This is a genomic window from Pseudoselenomonas ruminis (assembly GCF_008271295.1).
In the GTDB taxonomy this organism is placed as follows: Bacteria; Bacillota; Negativicutes; order Selenomonadales; family Selenomonadaceae; genus Selenomonas_A; species Selenomonas_A ruminis.
Window position 1 is genome coordinate 18,777 of record NZ_VTOY01000013.1, and the last position, 14,365, is coordinate 33,141.

Genomic DNA, 14,365 nt, shown 5'->3' on the forward strand with positions numbered 1-14,365 from the left:
TCATTACCGTTTCAGTGGTGATGCCATTTTGCGTTTTATTTTTATAGAAAAGAGGAAAAATACGATATAATAGAAAAGAGTCTATTCCCTTGGTTATTGGTAAAGGAGGAATTTCTTATGAAAAAGGTTTTAGCATGTATCTTGTTGGGGGGCGTTTTGGCTGCGGCACCGTTGATGGCGCCGGCTCCCTTTGCCGTTTCCGTAGCAGAAGCTGGTACGGTGAAGACCTACGACGGTGCGTGGTTGGTAGAAATTGATGACTCTTCGGTCGCCATGGTAGGAACCAATCATGCGCATGTTGGAATTCGGTGCAAGAATCTGATTCCGGGCCGCAAAAACTATGACCCGTATACGGTGGTAGACGTCCGCTGGGGAAAGGGCGTGGATTGCCGCTATTTAAGCGGTGGTACGGTGAACAATAACATCGCCCTAGCAATTGCGAATTATATGAGTGAAAATTACTGATTGCCTCGCTCGTTAGGCTGCGACGGAAAAGGGAAGGCAGTGAAGCCTCATAAATCAAGGAAGGAAGAAAAGTTTTGAGTATGAAAAAAGTATTATTTGTTTGCCATGGCAATATCTGCCGGTCGACGATGGCGGAGTTTGTGATGAAGGATATGGTGGCAAAGGCTGGGCTTACGGAGGAGATTCTTGTCGAATCGAAGGCTTGCCGGACCGATGAGATTGGCAGTGATACGCATCCGGGGACAAAGCGGGTGCTGACGGCTCATGGCATTTCCTTTACGCCGCGGCAAGCACGGCAGATTCGGCGCAGTGATTACGAGGAATATGACTTGATTATCGCTATGGATGATGAAAATATGTGCGATTTATCGCGCTTGACAGGCGGCGACCCGCAGGGAAAGTGCCATTTGCTGCTGGAATATGCCGGGGAATCCCGTGAGGTGGCCGATCCGTGGTATACGGGGAACTTTGAAGTAACTTATGCAGACGTTGCCAAAGGATGTCGATTCCTGCTGGACAAAATTAAGCCGATGCGGTAATATAGATAGGTAATTGCGCATAGAGGTGTATCATTGTAAACCTAGCGAAGATACATTTCCGGCCGCAACGGAATTTTAATTAGAGAAGGTGCTTTATTGGAATCAAGAGGAAGTTTTTCGACCCGTCTGGGCTTTATCCTGGTTTCCGCTGGCTGTGCAATCGGCCTCGGCAATGTCTGGCGTTTCCCCTATATTACGGGAGAATACGGTGGCGCGGCATTCGTGCTGATTTATTTGGTGTTCTTGGCCATCCTGGGACTCCCCATCATGGTAGCGGAATTTGCTGTCGGCCGTGCGAGTATCCGCAGTGCGGCCATGTCTTTCGATGCGCTCGAACCGAAAGGGACAAAGTGGCATCTTTATAAGTATGGAGCCATTGCGGGCAATTTGCTCTTGATGATGTTCTACACGACAGTATCGGGCTGGATGCTCTACTATCTCTACAAGATGGCTTCGGGCGGCATGGAAGGCCTGGATGCTGCTGGCGTTGGGGCTGTTTTTGGTGCTCTGTTGCAGGATCCGCTTACCATGGCTGGGTATATGATAGCCATCGTACTGCTCTGTGGCGGCGTTTGCTATCTGGGCGTACAGGCTGGCGTTGAGCGGATTACCAAATCCATGATGTCCTGCCTGCTCGTGCTCATGGTGGTTCTCGCCGTCAACAGTGTTCTGCTGCCGGGCGGTGAAGAAGGTCTGCGCTATTATCTGTATCCGGATTTCGGACGGCTGATGGAATTCGGTATCAAGGAAGTCATCTTTGCGGCGATGGGACAGGCATTCTTTACACTGTCCATCGGCATTGGTGCGCTGGCGATTTTCGGCAGTTACATCGGCAAGACCAAGCGCCTGACCGGTGAGGCAGTCTGGGTGGTTCTGCTCGATACGTTTGTAGCCATCATGGCAGGCCTTATCATTTTCCCAGCCTGCTTTGCCTATGGCGTCAATCCGGCCAGTGGCCCGAACCTGCTGTTTGTGTCACTGCCGAATGTATTCAACGCGATGCCGTTTGGCCGCCTTTGGGGAACGCTGTTCTTCCTGTTTATGACCTTTGCTTCGATGTCGACGGTCATTGCGGTATTTGAAAACCTCATCGTCTGCTTCTTTGAGCTTTTGCACAAAAAGCGCAAGACCATCATCCGTTGGGGTATCCCCGTCATCATCCTGCTGTCGATGCCCTGTGTGCTCGGCTTCAATGTCTGGAGTGGTTTCCAGCCGCTCGGCCCGGGTTCAGGCGTGCTCGACCTCGAGGACTTCTTCGTCAGCAACAACCTGCTGCCGCTGGGCTCGCTCGTCTACCTCGCGTTCTGCACGAGCCGCTACGGCTGGGGCTGGGATAACTTTATCAAGGAAGCCAACACGGGTAAAGGCACAGCCTTCCCAACCTGCGTGCGCTTCTATGTGACCTGGATTCTGCCGCTCATCGTACTCGTTATCTTTGTCAACGGGTATCATGCGTTGTTCTTCAGCAAGTAACAAGCGGGCACAAAGCCTTGAATTACGCCTCCGCTGGCTCGTCAATGAGCCGGCGGGGGCGTTGTTATTTGCCGCGTAAAGGTGATTTTGTTCTTGGCAAAATTCGGACAATCGCGGTATAATTATTTTTGGATTTATTAGACATATATTAGATGCAATTCATTGGCGTTAGGAGGTTTATTCATGGAGAGTAAGGAACCTGCGGCGGCTGAATGGAACTGCCCCTGTGGCCAGTCTGGCAACAAGGGCAATTTCTGTGTGAAATGCGGAAAGCCGCGTCCGGCCAGCCAGCCGCAAGCACCGCAGCAGTCACAGCAGCCACAGCAGCAAGGTCCGCAGATGCCGCCGCAAAATCAGCAGCCATACCAGCAGCCATACCAGCAGCCATACCAACAGCCGTATGGCCAGCCCGCCTATCAACAGCCGCCGTACGGCCAGCCGATGTACCAGCAGCCGGTTTACGGCCAGCCTGTATACCAGCAGCCCCCTCAGCCACAGGAGGACAAGTATAAGAACCTCAAAATTGGCTTGGGAATTGTCGCGCTGGTTTTGGTACTGGTGCTGGTATTCTTTGGTATGAAGGAAGGCGCTTTTGGCGATGAGCCGGCACCGAGCAATTACAGTTCGGTATCGAAAAACGGCGATCAGGCGGCATCCAAACAGAATGCGGATAAGAAACAGGACGGCAGCCGCGAGATGCAGACAGACCTCTCACTCGGCGGGATGGATCTGGGAATGACGGTCGCGCAGATGCATGAGACGCTCGGACAGGAGATTTCATCCAGACAGAAGGACGGTATGGTATTCTACAAATACCCAACCGTCGAGGTCGGTACGCGTGGCGACATCGTCACGTCCTTGGTGTCGGAGACGGGCAGTGCCCTGACGAAACGCGGCCTGCATGAGGGCTCTTTGTTGAGTGATGTAACGGACACCTATGGCACGGACTACATGAAGTCGGAGTACGGTGGCAAAGACCTTTACGAGTACCGCTATACGGACCTTCAGGGGCAATCGGGTATCCTGCGCTTTGCGGTCGTTCAGGGAACGGATACGGTCAACTACATCAGCATCCGCCGCACTACGGAGTAAAGCAGGAGAATCACGATGAGCAAGAAAAAATGGGCGCTGGCCCTGAGTCTTATGGTGGGGGCGTTGGCACTCTGCACCGGCTGCCAGCTATCAGCCGATACGGGCAGGGCGCTGGAGGACAAACCCGCGCAGACCTTGGATGAGCAGGTGGATTCCATCGTGGACTCCATGACGCTTCCGGAAAAAGTCGGGCAGATGGTCATGATTGGTATCTATGGTACGGATGTAAATGATGATAGTTTATTTATGTTGCATCAGTATCATATCGGCAATATCATTTTGTTTGACCGCAATCTCGAATCGGCGGAGCAGACAAAGGCGCTTACGGACCATCTTCGTGAGCAGGCCGAGCAGAAAGTACCGCTATTCATTGGGATTGATGAAGAGGGCGGTGCCGTGGTTCGTGGCAAAGCATTCATCACGCCACCACCGTCCCAGCAGGAAATAGGTGCATCGGGCGATGTCACCAAGGCTGAGGGCTGGGCGGATAGAACCGCGCAGCAGTTAAAAAACTTGGGGATTAATGTAAATTTTGCCCCCGTGGCTGATTTGGGCGGCACGCGCGGCCGTTCCTATGGACAGGACCCGGAACAGGTGACCAAGTTCTTAGCGGCTGCGGCCCAAGGGTATGAAAAGAACCGCGTGATGTATGCGCTCAAACATTTCCCGGGGATTGGCCGAGGAACAGTGGACACGCATCTCGATGTTTCCACGGTCATGGCCAGCCGGGAAGAACTCATGCAGAACGATGTAGTGCCATTTAAGGGAATAATCAGCAGCCGCTCGGAGGAAGATTACTTCATTTTGGTGGGGCATCTGAAATATCTGGCCTTTGACCCTGAGCGGCCGGCCAGCCAATCCCCCGCGATTGTGACAGATCTTTTGCGCAAAGAACTCGGCTATGATGGTATCATCATTACCGATGACTTGAACATGGGGGCTGTGGCGAAATACAGCAGCCCACGTGAGCGCGGTATACAGTCGGTCAAGGCTGGCGTTGATATGATTATGATGTGTCATGAATATTCCTATGCAGCGGACGCTTATCTGGGCATCCTGGAGGCCGTGGAAAACGGTGAGATATCCCAGCAGCGAATCGATGAATCAGTAAAAAGGATTGTAAAGGCAAAATTATTGCACCAAGGGAAGGAGTAACCAATGGAAGAAAAGCAAGAATGGACCTGTGCCTGTGGCCAGAAGAATTCCGGCAATTTTTGTGAGATGTGCGGAAAGCCCCGCCCGGAAGCGCAGCCCGCTGACGGATCGAATCATGAGGCGATGGAGAATACCCAGCCGCCAGTTACCACGGCGATGGAGACACAAGCCCAGCCGACGGCGCAGCCCGCTGATTCGGTAGTGACTCCCGAACAGGCCGCTGAGGCCGAGAAGGCTGCGCAGGCCGCCATGGAGCTGCAGCAGCAGGCACAGCAAATGCCGCCACTCGATGCCACGCAGAGCATGCCGCCTGTGCGGGAACTTGCTCCTATGCCACAGCAGCAGCCTTGGCAGCAGGGCATGCCGCAGCAGCCGATGGTACAGCCCCAGCAGCCACCATACATGGCACCGCCGCCACCGCCGGGTTACGGCTATGGACCAATGCCGCCGAAAAAGAAACATACGACGCAGATTCTTATCGGCATCGTAGTAGCGCTCCTCATCGTTGCCGTAGGTGCCTTTGCCTATGTCCGCGGAGCGGAAGACCGCTATGTAGCCAAATGTGTCAAGGGCGAGGAAGTCGTCACGGAGGTGCAGAATCTCCTGAAAGAGACAAAAGACCTCAATGGTGACCCCGATGCCGATGCGACCAAGGACTTTGTTGTCCGCTTGGATAAAGCGGGCGAGAACCTGGATAAACTGGCCCGCGACCTCAAGTCTTCGCGTACTGGCAGCAAGTACAAGGATGCCAATCAGAAACTGGTTGAGGCCGTTCAGCTGGAGCGAAGCCTCATCGATGACACCAAAACAGTCGTCAATCAGCCTCTCGATAAGGGGACAGACGAGGTGGTAAAACGCGTTCAGGCCAACACCAAAGATTTGGCTGAACGTGCAGGCGAGATTCAGATTCCCAAGACGGATTTTGCCACGGCGATGCAGCTTAGTGCGCTGCCCGATGATCTCAAGGCCTATATTAACAAGAAAAAGGCCATCGAGGAACAAAAACGTATCGAGGCCGAACGCCGTGCGGCTGAAGCCGAAGCCGCGCGTAAACAGGCCATCCGTGACCGCCAGGCTGCACGCAACCAGCGGATTATCGATGCTTCCAATGGCGTAGAATTCCTGGCCACCAGTGTTCGCCGCACCAGCGCAAATCGACTGGATATCGACGGCTATTTCTACAACGGTTCGTATAATTCCATTCAGAAAGTAAGCAGCATGACGCTGAATATCACGCTCTATAATAACGGTGCGCAGGTATATTCGGATCACTTCTATTTTTACAACGACATGTACCTCGGCTCGCTGAGTCCGAAAGGACGTCAGAACCAGAGCCTCTGGGTAACGACAAACGGTCAGTCGATTCCAGAGTTTGATGAGTTTGAAGTAAATTCTACGAACGTACATTGGACGTATTGGCGAAACTTCTAAAACGCAACAAAAAAGCATGTGGGCGATTCCACATGCTTTTTTGTTGCATTTAAAATTTAGCGATAAGATTAGAAGGCTGCGACGACAGCACCTTTGTATTTATCGTTGATGAAGGCCTTTACTTCCGGGCTCTGCAGAGCTTTGATGAGGGCCTGGATTTCCGGGCGGTCTTTGTCCCCTTCGCGGACAGCGAGGATGTTGACATAGGGGGACGTGCTGTCCTCCATGAACAGAGCATCTTTCGTCGGAACGAGGTTAATCTGCATTGCATAGTTGGTGTTGATGACAGCGGCATCAACGTCTTCCAGCGTACGCGGTACCTGAGCTGCCTCTACTTCCTGGAATTTGAAATTGTGCGGGTTTTCGGCGATGTCCTGGACGGTAGCCTTTTCGCCAGCGCCATCTTTAAGTTTCAAGAGACCTGCTTTTTCCAGGAGCAGCAGCGCACGGCCGCCGTTAGTCGGGTCGTTCGGGATAGAAATCGTAGCGCCGTCTTTGAGGTCCTTGAGATCTTTGACCTTCTTGGAATAGACGCCCATTGGCTCGATGTGGATGCCGGCTGCATTTACGAGCTTTACTTCCTTATGTTCTTCCATGAAATTCGTAAGGTACGGTTCATGCTGGAAGAAGTTTGCATCGAGCTCCTTGTCGTTCAAGGCAAGGTTCGGCTGGACGTAGTCGGTGAACTCGACGATGTCCAGTTTGATGCCGTCCTTTTCGAGCATCGGTTTTACCACTTCGAGAATTTCGGCATGGGGAACAGCCGTGGCGCCGACTTTCAGCGTTTTCATACCCGAGGAATTCTGGGCTACGGCACTGGTGCCGGAGCTGCTCGAGTCACTGCCGCCGCATCCGGCGAGGGCAAGGGTAGCGACTGCAAGAGCCGCGATAAGTGCAAGAATCTTTTTCATAGGTAAGCCTCCTTAAATTGTAATCGGATTACTTTTTATCTAGTTTTTTCGCCAGGGTATTACCCACAAGCTGGACTAGCTGGACTAAGATTATGAGGATGACCACGGTGGCAACCATTACCTCCGGGCGGAAGCGCTGATAGCCGTAGCGGATTGCCAGATCACCGAGTCCGCCGCCGCCGATAGCACCAGCCATAGCGGATTCGCCGACCAGACTGATGATAACGGTAGTGAGCTGAGCGGTGATGCTGGCCCGTGATTCCGGCAGCAGAACCTTCCAGATAATCTGGAACGGCGTAGCGCCCATGGACTGTGCCGCCTCAATAAGACCGTAGGGAACCTCCTTGAGGCTGGTCTCGACCTGACGGCCGATAAAGGGAATCGAGGCGATGACCAGTGGGACCATAGCGGCTGAGGTGCCGATAGCGGTACCGACAATCATGCGGGTCAGCGGAATGATAGCGACCATCAGGATGATAAACGGGATGGATCGGATGACGTTGACAATGGTGCCCAGGCATTTGTTAAAGCCTGGGGACTCCAAAATCTGCCCCTTCCCTGTGGTATGCAGCAGTACGCCGAGCGGGATGCCGACGATTGAGGCGATGACCATGGATACCACCACCATATAGACGGTTTCACCCAAAGCCTTAGTGAGCAGTGGAATCATGTCGGTGAACATAGCCAATCACCTCCTCTTTGAGATCTTTTGCCTGCAGATAGGCGAGAGCCTCCTGGACGCGTTCATGAGGACCGGTGAGCCCTATAATCATGCGGCCAAATGGCGTTGACCGAATCTGGTCGAGGTTGCCGAAGAGCATGGTGGTCTCGACCTCCGGGAAATTCCGGATCATGCCGGCGATGACGGGATCATCGGCGCGTTCGCCGATAAATGTCAACCGAACTAAAAGATAAGCATCAGGTGCCGGCTCCTGCGAGACGATGCTGCCGCGGAAGGCCGCCGGTAAATCATTCGAGAGCAGTACACTGATGAATTCCTTCGTGATGGGCTGCTGCGGATTCGTAAAGATATCAATGACTGAACCTTGCTCAGCGATGACGCCTTTATCGATGACGGCGACCTTATCGCAGATATCCTTGACGACCTGCATCTCATGGGTGATGACAACTACCGTCAGCTGCAGCTTGCGATTGATGTCGCGGATGAGTTCGAGAATCGCCTTGGTCGTCTGCGGGTCAAGGGCGCTCGTGGCCTCGTCGCACAGTAGAACCTTTGGTTCACTGGCAAGCGCTCTGGCGATGCCTACACGCTGTTTCTGACCACCGGACAGCTGCGAAGGATACTGATGCGCCTTGGCCTCCAGTCCGACCAGCTTCAAGAGTGGCTGGACCTTCTTTTCAATCTCATCGGCAGCTGCCCCTGCAAGTTTCAGCGGAAAAGCAATATTCTCATAGACCGTTGCCGATGAAAGCAGATTGAAATGCTGGAAAATCATACCGATATCCTTGCGGGCTTCCCGCAGCTCGCTGGCAGACATTTTCGTCAGCTCCTTGCCATCGACGAAGACCTGTCCGGATGTAGGCCGTTCCAGCATGTTTATGCAGCGTACCAGCGTTGATTTGCCGGCACCGGATAGTCCGATAATGCCGTAGATCTCACCGCGCGCAATCTCAAGATCGATTCCCTTGAGTGCTTTAACCGGACCGCTCGGGCTGTCGTAAGTTTTCTCTATATGAGAGAGCTTAATCATAAGCGTCATATCCTCCATTTCCTAGTAGTATTATATGTTTTGAATAATAGCACGAGGTTGACACTTTGTCAATCGTTAAGATAATATAAACTGCTACTATACACTTACAATAGACATTATATCATTAAATACGCACGGAATACACAAACTGTACGATATAATTTATCGATGCGCACCATAGATTTTTTCTTTGGTGATGAAGAGGGCTTATTTACCTTGACATATAATGGTTGACGTGCTACTATCAAGGTAACGAATGAGAAACAAAAGATGCGAAAACCCCGTTAATCAGCTTAGGACCTGATTAACGGGGTTTTCTACGTTTTTGGTTAATCCTAGTGCGTCAACCACCACTCAAATAACTTGAGCAGCACACCGACGATTAACGGAGCAACGATGAGCTCAACGAATTTTTTGAGAAACAAAAGATACACCTCCTTTCATTGGAGGCTGTATATAGGATAGCATACTTGTGAGGGGAGGAAAAGGTAATTTACAACAAAATAGTTGACAACTTTACATGTTGGTGGTATTGTTGTATGTAAAGTTGTAAAGAACAAAACACATATAACACACAGTTGATGACGAGAAAGAGTATGCTCACGGTGAGACGCATAGCGAGCCGGGTATGGTGAAAGCCGGCAGTACAGCGGGAGCAGAAAATCATCTCCGAGACATGGCGCTGAACGGCAGCAGATCGCTGTCAGTAAGTGGCCACGGCAGCTCCCCGTTATAGGAGCCGCGTATGATGGTACGTTGATTGCAGGAAGAAACTATATCGATGCCGCCAGAGTACGTAGTAGAGCGCCATAGCGGACAAAAGCTATGGAATCTGGGTGGTAACGCGGATATAACGTCCGTCCCTTTACGGGGACGGGCGTTTTTTTATTTTATCAGCAATTAATTTTTATTTTAGGAGGAATCATCTATGGAAAATCTGGACCTTGACCGACTCAAACGCAAACGGGATTGGCGTATCATCCTGCCGGTATTTTTGGTATCCATTATTGCCTGCATCGATCGCGTCAACGTGGCCTATGCAAAACTCACCATGACCCAGGATCTCCCCTGGATTACTCCGGAGGTATTCGGTGCTGGTGCCGGCATCTTCTTTGTCGGTTATCTCATTTTCGAGATTCCTGGATCGCTGGTGGCCGCAAAATTCTCTGCGACGAAGTGGATCGCCCGCATCATGTTCACCTGGGGATTAGTCTGCGTGGCCATGGCCTTTATGACGACTCAATTCCATTTCTATCTCTGCCGTTTCCTGCTCGGGGCTTCGGAGGCAAGCCTCTATCCGGTTATCTACTCGATCCTGTTCCCGCGCTGGTTCACGGCGGCGGAACGCTCCCGGGCTACGAGCCTGATGCTCACGAGCCTTTTGCTCTCGAACATCATCGGTGCGCCAATGGCTGGTGTCCTCTTAGAGACTTCGTTTTTTGGCATGCATGGCTGGCAGGAACTCTTCATTCTGGAGGCCGTTCCGGCCCTGGCTTTTGCCGTATTCTTCTTCTTCTGTGTCAAAGACCGTCCGGATCAGGTTCATTGGCTCACGGCGGCTGAGAAAAAATACCTCACGGAAAACTACGAAGCCGAGCAGGCCACTATGCAGGGCCGCAAGAAATACACGGTCCTCAAAGCCTTTAAAGATCCGAAAGTCCTCAAACTCTGCCTCATTTACTTCCTTTGGGTCGTTGGCTTCTGGGGCTTCTATTTCTGGATGCCGACGGTGCTCAAAGAACTCTCTGGTCTTTCGACCTCGCTCCTGGGCGGTGCTATCGCCATCCCGATGACGGCAGCTCTGGTCGTGCAGGTCATCATCGGCTATACCTCCACGCGTACGGGGGATAAAGTCTGGCATGTAGCTGGCGCTCTCTTCGTCGGCGCTGTCGGTCTGGCCTGCTCGCCCCACGCGGGCAGCCTCGGCATGGCCCTCTTCCTCGTCTGCCTCTCTGCTATCGGTATCCATGCCGCTATGGGCGTGTGGTGGACGATCCCGACAACCTTTCTGACTGGCCCTGCCGCTGCGGCATCCGTAGCCCTCATAAACAGCTGCGGCAACATCGGCGGCTGGGTAGGCCCGAACATGATGGCATGGGTCAAAACCACCACGGGCAATTTCGACCTCGGCTATTACGTCATGGGTGCCTTCATGTTCCTCTCCGGACTGCTGGTTCTTTCTATTAAATATAAAGCCAACGGACAGGTTCGCGAAGATGCCGACCCCGTAGCCAAAGTGGCGACGGTTGACGCGTAATAGATAAGTGGGATATTGTAAGTAGTTTCATAAATAATACAAAAGCGCCCGTCGTTTTAGACGGGCGCTTGCCTATGGGTGAACGGTCCATAGGCGGAGGATCTTCATACAGTTGCGGATTACCATCTGTCGATCCATCTGACGACGTAACAGCCGATTACGCTAGCCAGTACAGATAGCAAGAAATTGATGAGATTTTGTTCCATAGAAAATCACCTCCAATCGGCGGTGATTCCGCAACGAGTTCTATCTTAGCAGAATATTGAATTTCCCGCAATAGTATGCTATACTGATTGTAAGCTAAGGAATTGATGAGATTTCCATAGAGCGCAGGACTGTGGCTTGAACAACCGCAGTTCTTTTTTTTTGCAGCCGAAAGGCTGCTTTTTTTCTTTTCGCGTCATGTATAAAAGTGAGAGGGGCAAGGAACCACTCCTCGAGAAACTACCATCCCATATAGAAAGGAAGTAATCCAAATGGCAAAACGCAAAGACAACACCACCAAACTCATCTTCAAAGTCGTCATTGGCCAGACGGCCGATGGCAAAGAAAAGCTGGCCCAGCGCACCTATAGCAACATCAACGCCGAGCTCACGGACGATCAGTTCTATGCGGTAGCCCGTGCCCTGGCCGAGTTCCAGACGGGCACGGTCAGCGCCTACATCCGTCAGGATGCCAGCAGCATCGTAGCGTAACCGTAGATAGCGAAAGGAGAATGCATTATGAAATCCACACTCAAAATCCTCATGAATCTGGCCAACGGCAAAACGACAACGATTACGGTCCCGAATCCCCGTGCGGACATCACGAAGGCAGATATCGACGCCTTCGTCGAGGCCATCACCTCCACGAAAGCACTGATTGTCGCCGGCTATCCGGCCGTGGGCCTCAAAAAGGCTTACATCCAGAACGTGGACGATCAGGAAATCGTCGCATGACCATGGAAAACACCATCCTGACGGCAATATCCACCGTTGGCTTCCCCATCGTAGTCACCTTCTACCTGCTAACCCGTTTCCAGCGCTCGATGGATAACTTCACCGAGCAGCTGGCAAACCTGGTAAAAGAACTTCAACGTCGCCCTTGAGATAGAGAAAGGCTCCCTGCAGATTGCGGGGAGTCTTTCGTGTAAAAAACAATACAAAACCGATTGTAATTTACATTTAATCAATTTATAATAATAACAAGGCGTCTAATGTTTCACACCTGTACTAAATAATGGAAAAGAGGAATCCATCCATGATTTATCCAAACCAACATGAAGTAAACGCCATCGTTCCCTTTACTACCGAGGATGGTGGAGAAGGAACCAAAATCCTGACGAGCAGCGGTGCGAGCATCATCCAGGAGAACCGGACCGCGAGCTACATCGTCCAGCACTATGCCGAGAGCGAGGACAAAACCCTGCGGCTCATTGGGCATCACTATGCGCCGAGTTTGGGAGCCCGCCATGCCTTTCTGCTGCCGATATCGCTCGACATGATACTGGTAGGGCTGAAGTACCGTACCACGGGCTATAGCACTCATCACCGGACCTGGGCCTATATCAACCTCGGCCATGTCGAAAAGCTCTACGCGGACCCAGAAAGCAAACGGTACAGCTACATCGAGCTGACCGGCGGCAAGAAACTGCATTTGCTGTGGTCCGTAGCCACCGTCCGGCAAAAACTCGTCGAGGCTCAGTACATCCATATGCGCCAGCTCCATCAGACACGGCTCGTACTGCAGCGCATCGACAAAAACATGCTGCGCAAAGGTACAGAACCAGGTTGGTTAGGAAATAAGTCCTAAATTTTTAAGTAAATACTAAGACAACACGCCTAGATAATTGGAAATAATCGAATTATCTAGGCGTTTTTGTGTGCGTAAAATTGACATAGGCTTACACGAATAATATAATTGCAATAGATGCGTGCAGATAATAGTGCATATTGAAATATAAGAAGAAATAGGGGAGAACAATCACATGGAAAAAGAAGAAGTCATCGACCTCGGCAGACTCCTGCAGCTCATGCTCGAGCGCAAGAAAGTAGTAGGCAGCATCATCGCCGCCTGCACCATTCTTGCCATCATCATTGCCTTCATCCTGCCGAAACAGTACGAGTCCACGACACTCGTCCAGACCCGCAGTGCCGGCAAGGATATCGGTGGCGCCGCAGCCATGGCAGCCGCCATGGGGATAAACGTCGGCAGCCTCGGCGGCAGCAGCTCGAATGCCTCACCGACCAACTATATCGAACTGATGAAAAGCCGCCGCGTCCTCGAACCGATTATCGACGAGATGGAATGGCCCGATGGCAAAAAGCCGCAGGCAAAAGATTTCGCCAAGCAGAAACTTGACATCAAAAATACCAAACAGACAAACCTCATCGAAGTAACCGCCAAAGGCCGCACGCCGGAAGAGGCTCAGATGATCTCGCAGGGAGTCGTGGACAACTTCCTCACCATGCAGACCGAAAACAGCCAGCAGACGCAAAGCCTATTGGTGCGATTCCTCAACGAGCGCATCGAAAATGCGAAGCAAGAAGCCGACGATGCGGCAGCAAAACTGGCTGCTTTCCAGAAAGAGCACAAACTCTATAGCCCCAATGACCAGGCCAAGCTCGCTATCGAGCAGCTCAATGCCTACGATAAAACCATCGGTGAGATGCAGGTAGCACAGAAATCGGCCCAGGCTCAGTACGATGTAGCTACCCAGAAACTCGGCGAACAGAAAGCTGGAGCCGCTAGCTACAACATCAACGATAACAGCACCGTCCAGAGCATCCGTGCGCAGATTGTCGCCAAGGAGGTAGAACTCGTCGGCCTGCGCCAGAAATATACCGACAATCATCCGTCTGTCATCGCGGCACAGCGTCAGCTGAATCAGCTCAGCCAGTCGTTATCCGATGAAGTCGGTGCCGTCGTGAACTCCAACGCCGCCAGCCTCAACAGCGCCCAGATGGAACTGTTAAAGAACCAGGCGGTAGCCCAGGCACAGGCCAGCGCCGCCAGCGCTAGTGAAGCGGCTATCAAGGCGAAAAAAGCCGAGAAAGAAACAGAAATCTCGCAGCTCCCAGAAGCCGTCATGGACTACATCAAACTCGAAAGCGACGCGAAAATCAAACAGCAAATCTACACCAGCCTCGTCCAGCAGTGCGAACAGGACAAAATCCAGGAAGCCATGGAAAGCATGGATATCCAGATCATCGACAACGCCGACTTGCCGGATGTAGATAAACCAGTAGCACCGAGGAAGAAACTTATTGCTAGTGTTGGGGTTGTGCTGGGACTTATTATTGCAGGAATATATAGCTTTATCATATATAGGAAAGTGGAGTCTGTATAAAA

At 51.9% G+C, this 14,365-nt stretch carries 16 protein-coding genes and 1 other annotated feature; of the genes, 12 read left to right on the plus strand and 4 right to left on the minus strand.

Annotated elements, in window-relative coordinates; genetic code table 11:
- The first annotated feature begins 117 nt into the window (after positions 1 to 117).
- The 6 genes from FZ040_RS11485 (at position 118) to FZ040_RS11510 (ending at position 6,155) form a co-directional block, all read left to right on the plus strand.
- Positions 118 to 465: a hypothetical protein gene (locus FZ040_RS11485; protein WP_149172115.1), complete on the plus strand. Its 348-nt coding sequence runs from the start codon at positions 118 to 120 to the stop codon at positions 463 to 465.
- Positions 466 to 545: 80 nt separating this feature from the next.
- Positions 546 to 1,004 carry a low molecular weight protein-tyrosine-phosphatase gene (locus FZ040_RS11490; protein WP_149172139.1) on the plus strand — a complete coding sequence of 153 codons (459 nt, stop codon included), beginning with the start codon at positions 546 to 548 and terminating at the stop codon, positions 1,002 to 1,004.
- A 96-nt stretch (positions 1,005 to 1,100) separates the two neighbouring features.
- Positions 1,101 to 2,477, plus strand: coding sequence for a sodium-dependent transporter (locus FZ040_RS11495; RefSeq protein WP_149172116.1), 1,377 nt, complete (start codon positions 1,101 to 1,103; stop codon positions 2,475 to 2,477).
- A gap of 183 nt (positions 2,478 to 2,660) precedes the next feature.
- Positions 2,661 to 3,569, plus strand: a complete 909-nt coding sequence (locus tag FZ040_RS11500) for a hypothetical protein (RefSeq protein ID WP_149172117.1) — start codon at positions 2,661 to 2,663, stop codon at positions 3,567 to 3,569.
- 15 nt (positions 3,570 to 3,584) lie between these two features.
- Entirely contained in the window at positions 3,585 to 4,724 is a 1,140-nt protein-coding gene (locus tag FZ040_RS11505; RefSeq protein WP_149172118.1) for a glycoside hydrolase family 3 protein, read from the plus strand.
- A gap of 3 nt (positions 4,725 to 4,727) precedes the next feature.
- Complete coding sequence (locus tag FZ040_RS11510; protein ID WP_149172119.1) at positions 4,728 to 6,155, plus strand: hypothetical protein; 1,428 nt, start codon at positions 4,728 to 4,730, stop codon at positions 6,153 to 6,155.
- A 68-nt stretch (positions 6,156 to 6,223) separates the two neighbouring features.
- Here the strand turns inward: FZ040_RS11510 and FZ040_RS11515 are convergent, their stop codons facing one another.
- The 4 genes from FZ040_RS11515 to FZ040_RS14405 form a co-directional block, all read right to left on the minus strand.
- A complete protein-coding gene (locus FZ040_RS11515) occupies positions 6,224 to 7,066 on the minus strand; it encodes a MetQ/NlpA family ABC transporter substrate-binding protein (protein WP_149172120.1) in 843 nt (280 codons plus the stop codon).
- A gap of 28 nt (positions 7,067 to 7,094) precedes the next feature.
- Positions 7,095 to 7,748, minus strand: a complete 654-nt coding sequence (locus FZ040_RS11520) for a methionine ABC transporter permease (protein ID WP_149172121.1) — start codon at positions 7,746 to 7,748, stop codon at positions 7,095 to 7,097.
- Entirely contained in the window at positions 7,717 to 8,778 is a 1,062-nt protein-coding gene (locus FZ040_RS11525) for a methionine ABC transporter ATP-binding protein (protein WP_149172140.1), read from the minus strand. The genes FZ040_RS11520 and FZ040_RS11525 overlap by 32 nt, the downstream gene beginning before the upstream one ends.
- Before the next feature lie 335 nt (positions 8,779 to 9,113).
- The gene (locus tag FZ040_RS14405) at positions 9,114 to 9,203 is read right to left on the minus strand and encodes a type I addiction module toxin, Fst family (protein WP_488655852.1); all 90 of its coding nucleotides are present in this window, start codon (positions 9,201 to 9,203) and stop codon (positions 9,114 to 9,116) included.
- A 147-nt stretch (positions 9,204 to 9,350) separates the two neighbouring features.
- Positions 9,351 to 9,646, plus strand: a binding site (T-box leader).
- Positions 9,647 to 9,706: 60 nt separating this feature from the next.
- Between FZ040_RS14405 and FZ040_RS11530 the strand changes: the two genes are divergently transcribed.
- The 6 genes from FZ040_RS11530 (at position 9,707) to FZ040_RS11555 (ending at position 14,363) form a co-directional block, all read left to right on the plus strand.
- Positions 9,707 to 11,035 carry an MFS transporter gene (locus FZ040_RS11530; protein WP_149172122.1) on the plus strand — a complete coding sequence of 443 codons (1,329 nt, stop codon included), beginning with the start codon at positions 9,707 to 9,709 and terminating at the stop codon, positions 11,033 to 11,035.
- Positions 11,036 to 11,511: 476 nt separating this feature from the next.
- Entirely contained in the window at positions 11,512 to 11,730 is a 219-nt protein-coding gene (locus tag FZ040_RS11535) for a DUF1659 domain-containing protein (protein ID WP_033170674.1), read from the plus strand.
- A gap of 27 nt (positions 11,731 to 11,757) precedes the next feature.
- Positions 11,758 to 11,973: a DUF2922 family protein gene (locus FZ040_RS11540; RefSeq protein WP_033170673.1), complete on the plus strand. Its 216-nt coding sequence runs from the start codon at positions 11,758 to 11,760 to the stop codon at positions 11,971 to 11,973.
- A complete protein-coding gene (locus tag FZ040_RS11545) occupies positions 11,970 to 12,122 on the plus strand; it encodes a YvrJ family protein (protein ID WP_231473885.1) in 153 nt (50 codons plus the stop codon). The genes FZ040_RS11540 and FZ040_RS11545 overlap by 4 nt, the downstream gene beginning before the upstream one ends.
- A gap of 152 nt (positions 12,123 to 12,274) precedes the next feature.
- The gene (locus tag FZ040_RS11550; RefSeq protein WP_149172123.1) at positions 12,275 to 12,826 is read left to right on the plus strand and encodes a hypothetical protein; all 552 of its coding nucleotides are present in this window, start codon (positions 12,275 to 12,277) and stop codon (positions 12,824 to 12,826) included.
- Between the two features lie 175 nt (positions 12,827 to 13,001).
- Complete coding sequence (locus tag FZ040_RS11555; protein WP_149172124.1) at positions 13,002 to 14,363, plus strand: GumC family protein; 1,362 nt, start codon at positions 13,002 to 13,004, stop codon at positions 14,361 to 14,363.
- Positions 14,364 to 14,365: the final 2 nt, after the last annotated feature.

What these genes read in the sequence shown, in the direction of transcription:
- FZ040_RS11525 (WP_149172140.1), bottom strand. Translation starts at nt 8,778, where the DNA reads ATGATTAAGCTCTCTCATATAGAGAAAACTTACGACAGCCCGAGCGGT.
- FZ040_RS11500 (WP_149172117.1), top strand. Translation starts at nt 2,661, where the DNA reads ATGGAGAGTAAGGAACCTGCGGCGGCTGAATGGAACTGCCCCTGTGGC.
- FZ040_RS11510 (WP_149172119.1), top strand. Translation starts at nt 4,728, where the DNA reads ATGGAAGAAAAGCAAGAATGGACCTGTGCCTGTGGCCAGAAGAATTCC.
- FZ040_RS11505 (WP_149172118.1), top strand. Translation starts at nt 3,585, where the DNA reads ATGAGCAAGAAAAAATGGGCGCTGGCCCTGAGTCTTATGGTGGGGGCG.
- FZ040_RS11540 (WP_033170673.1), top strand. Translation starts at nt 11,758, where the DNA reads ATGAAATCCACACTCAAAATCCTCATGAATCTGGCCAACGGCAAAACG.
- FZ040_RS11535 (WP_033170674.1), top strand. Translation starts at nt 11,512, where the DNA reads ATGGCAAAACGCAAAGACAACACCACCAAACTCATCTTCAAAGTCGTC.
- FZ040_RS11520 (WP_149172121.1), bottom strand. Translation starts at nt 7,748, where the DNA reads ATGTTCACCGACATGATTCCACTGCTCACTAAGGCTTTGGGTGAAACC.
- FZ040_RS11515 (WP_149172120.1), bottom strand. Translation starts at nt 7,066, where the DNA reads ATGAAAAAGATTCTTGCACTTATCGCGGCTCTTGCAGTCGCTACCCTT.
- FZ040_RS11545 (WP_231473885.1), top strand. Translation starts at nt 11,970, where the DNA reads ATGACCATGGAAAACACCATCCTGACGGCAATATCCACCGTTGGCTTC.
- FZ040_RS11550 (WP_149172123.1), top strand. Translation starts at nt 12,275, where the DNA reads ATGATTTATCCAAACCAACATGAAGTAAACGCCATCGTTCCCTTTACT.
- FZ040_RS11490 (WP_149172139.1), top strand. Translation starts at nt 546, where the DNA reads ATGAAAAAAGTATTATTTGTTTGCCATGGCAATATCTGCCGGTCGACG.
- FZ040_RS11530 (WP_149172122.1), top strand. Translation starts at nt 9,707, where the DNA reads ATGGAAAATCTGGACCTTGACCGACTCAAACGCAAACGGGATTGGCGT.
- FZ040_RS11555 (WP_149172124.1), top strand. Translation starts at nt 13,002, where the DNA reads ATGGAAAAAGAAGAAGTCATCGACCTCGGCAGACTCCTGCAGCTCATG.
- FZ040_RS11485 (WP_149172115.1), top strand. Translation starts at nt 118, where the DNA reads ATGAAAAAGGTTTTAGCATGTATCTTGTTGGGGGGCGTTTTGGCTGCG.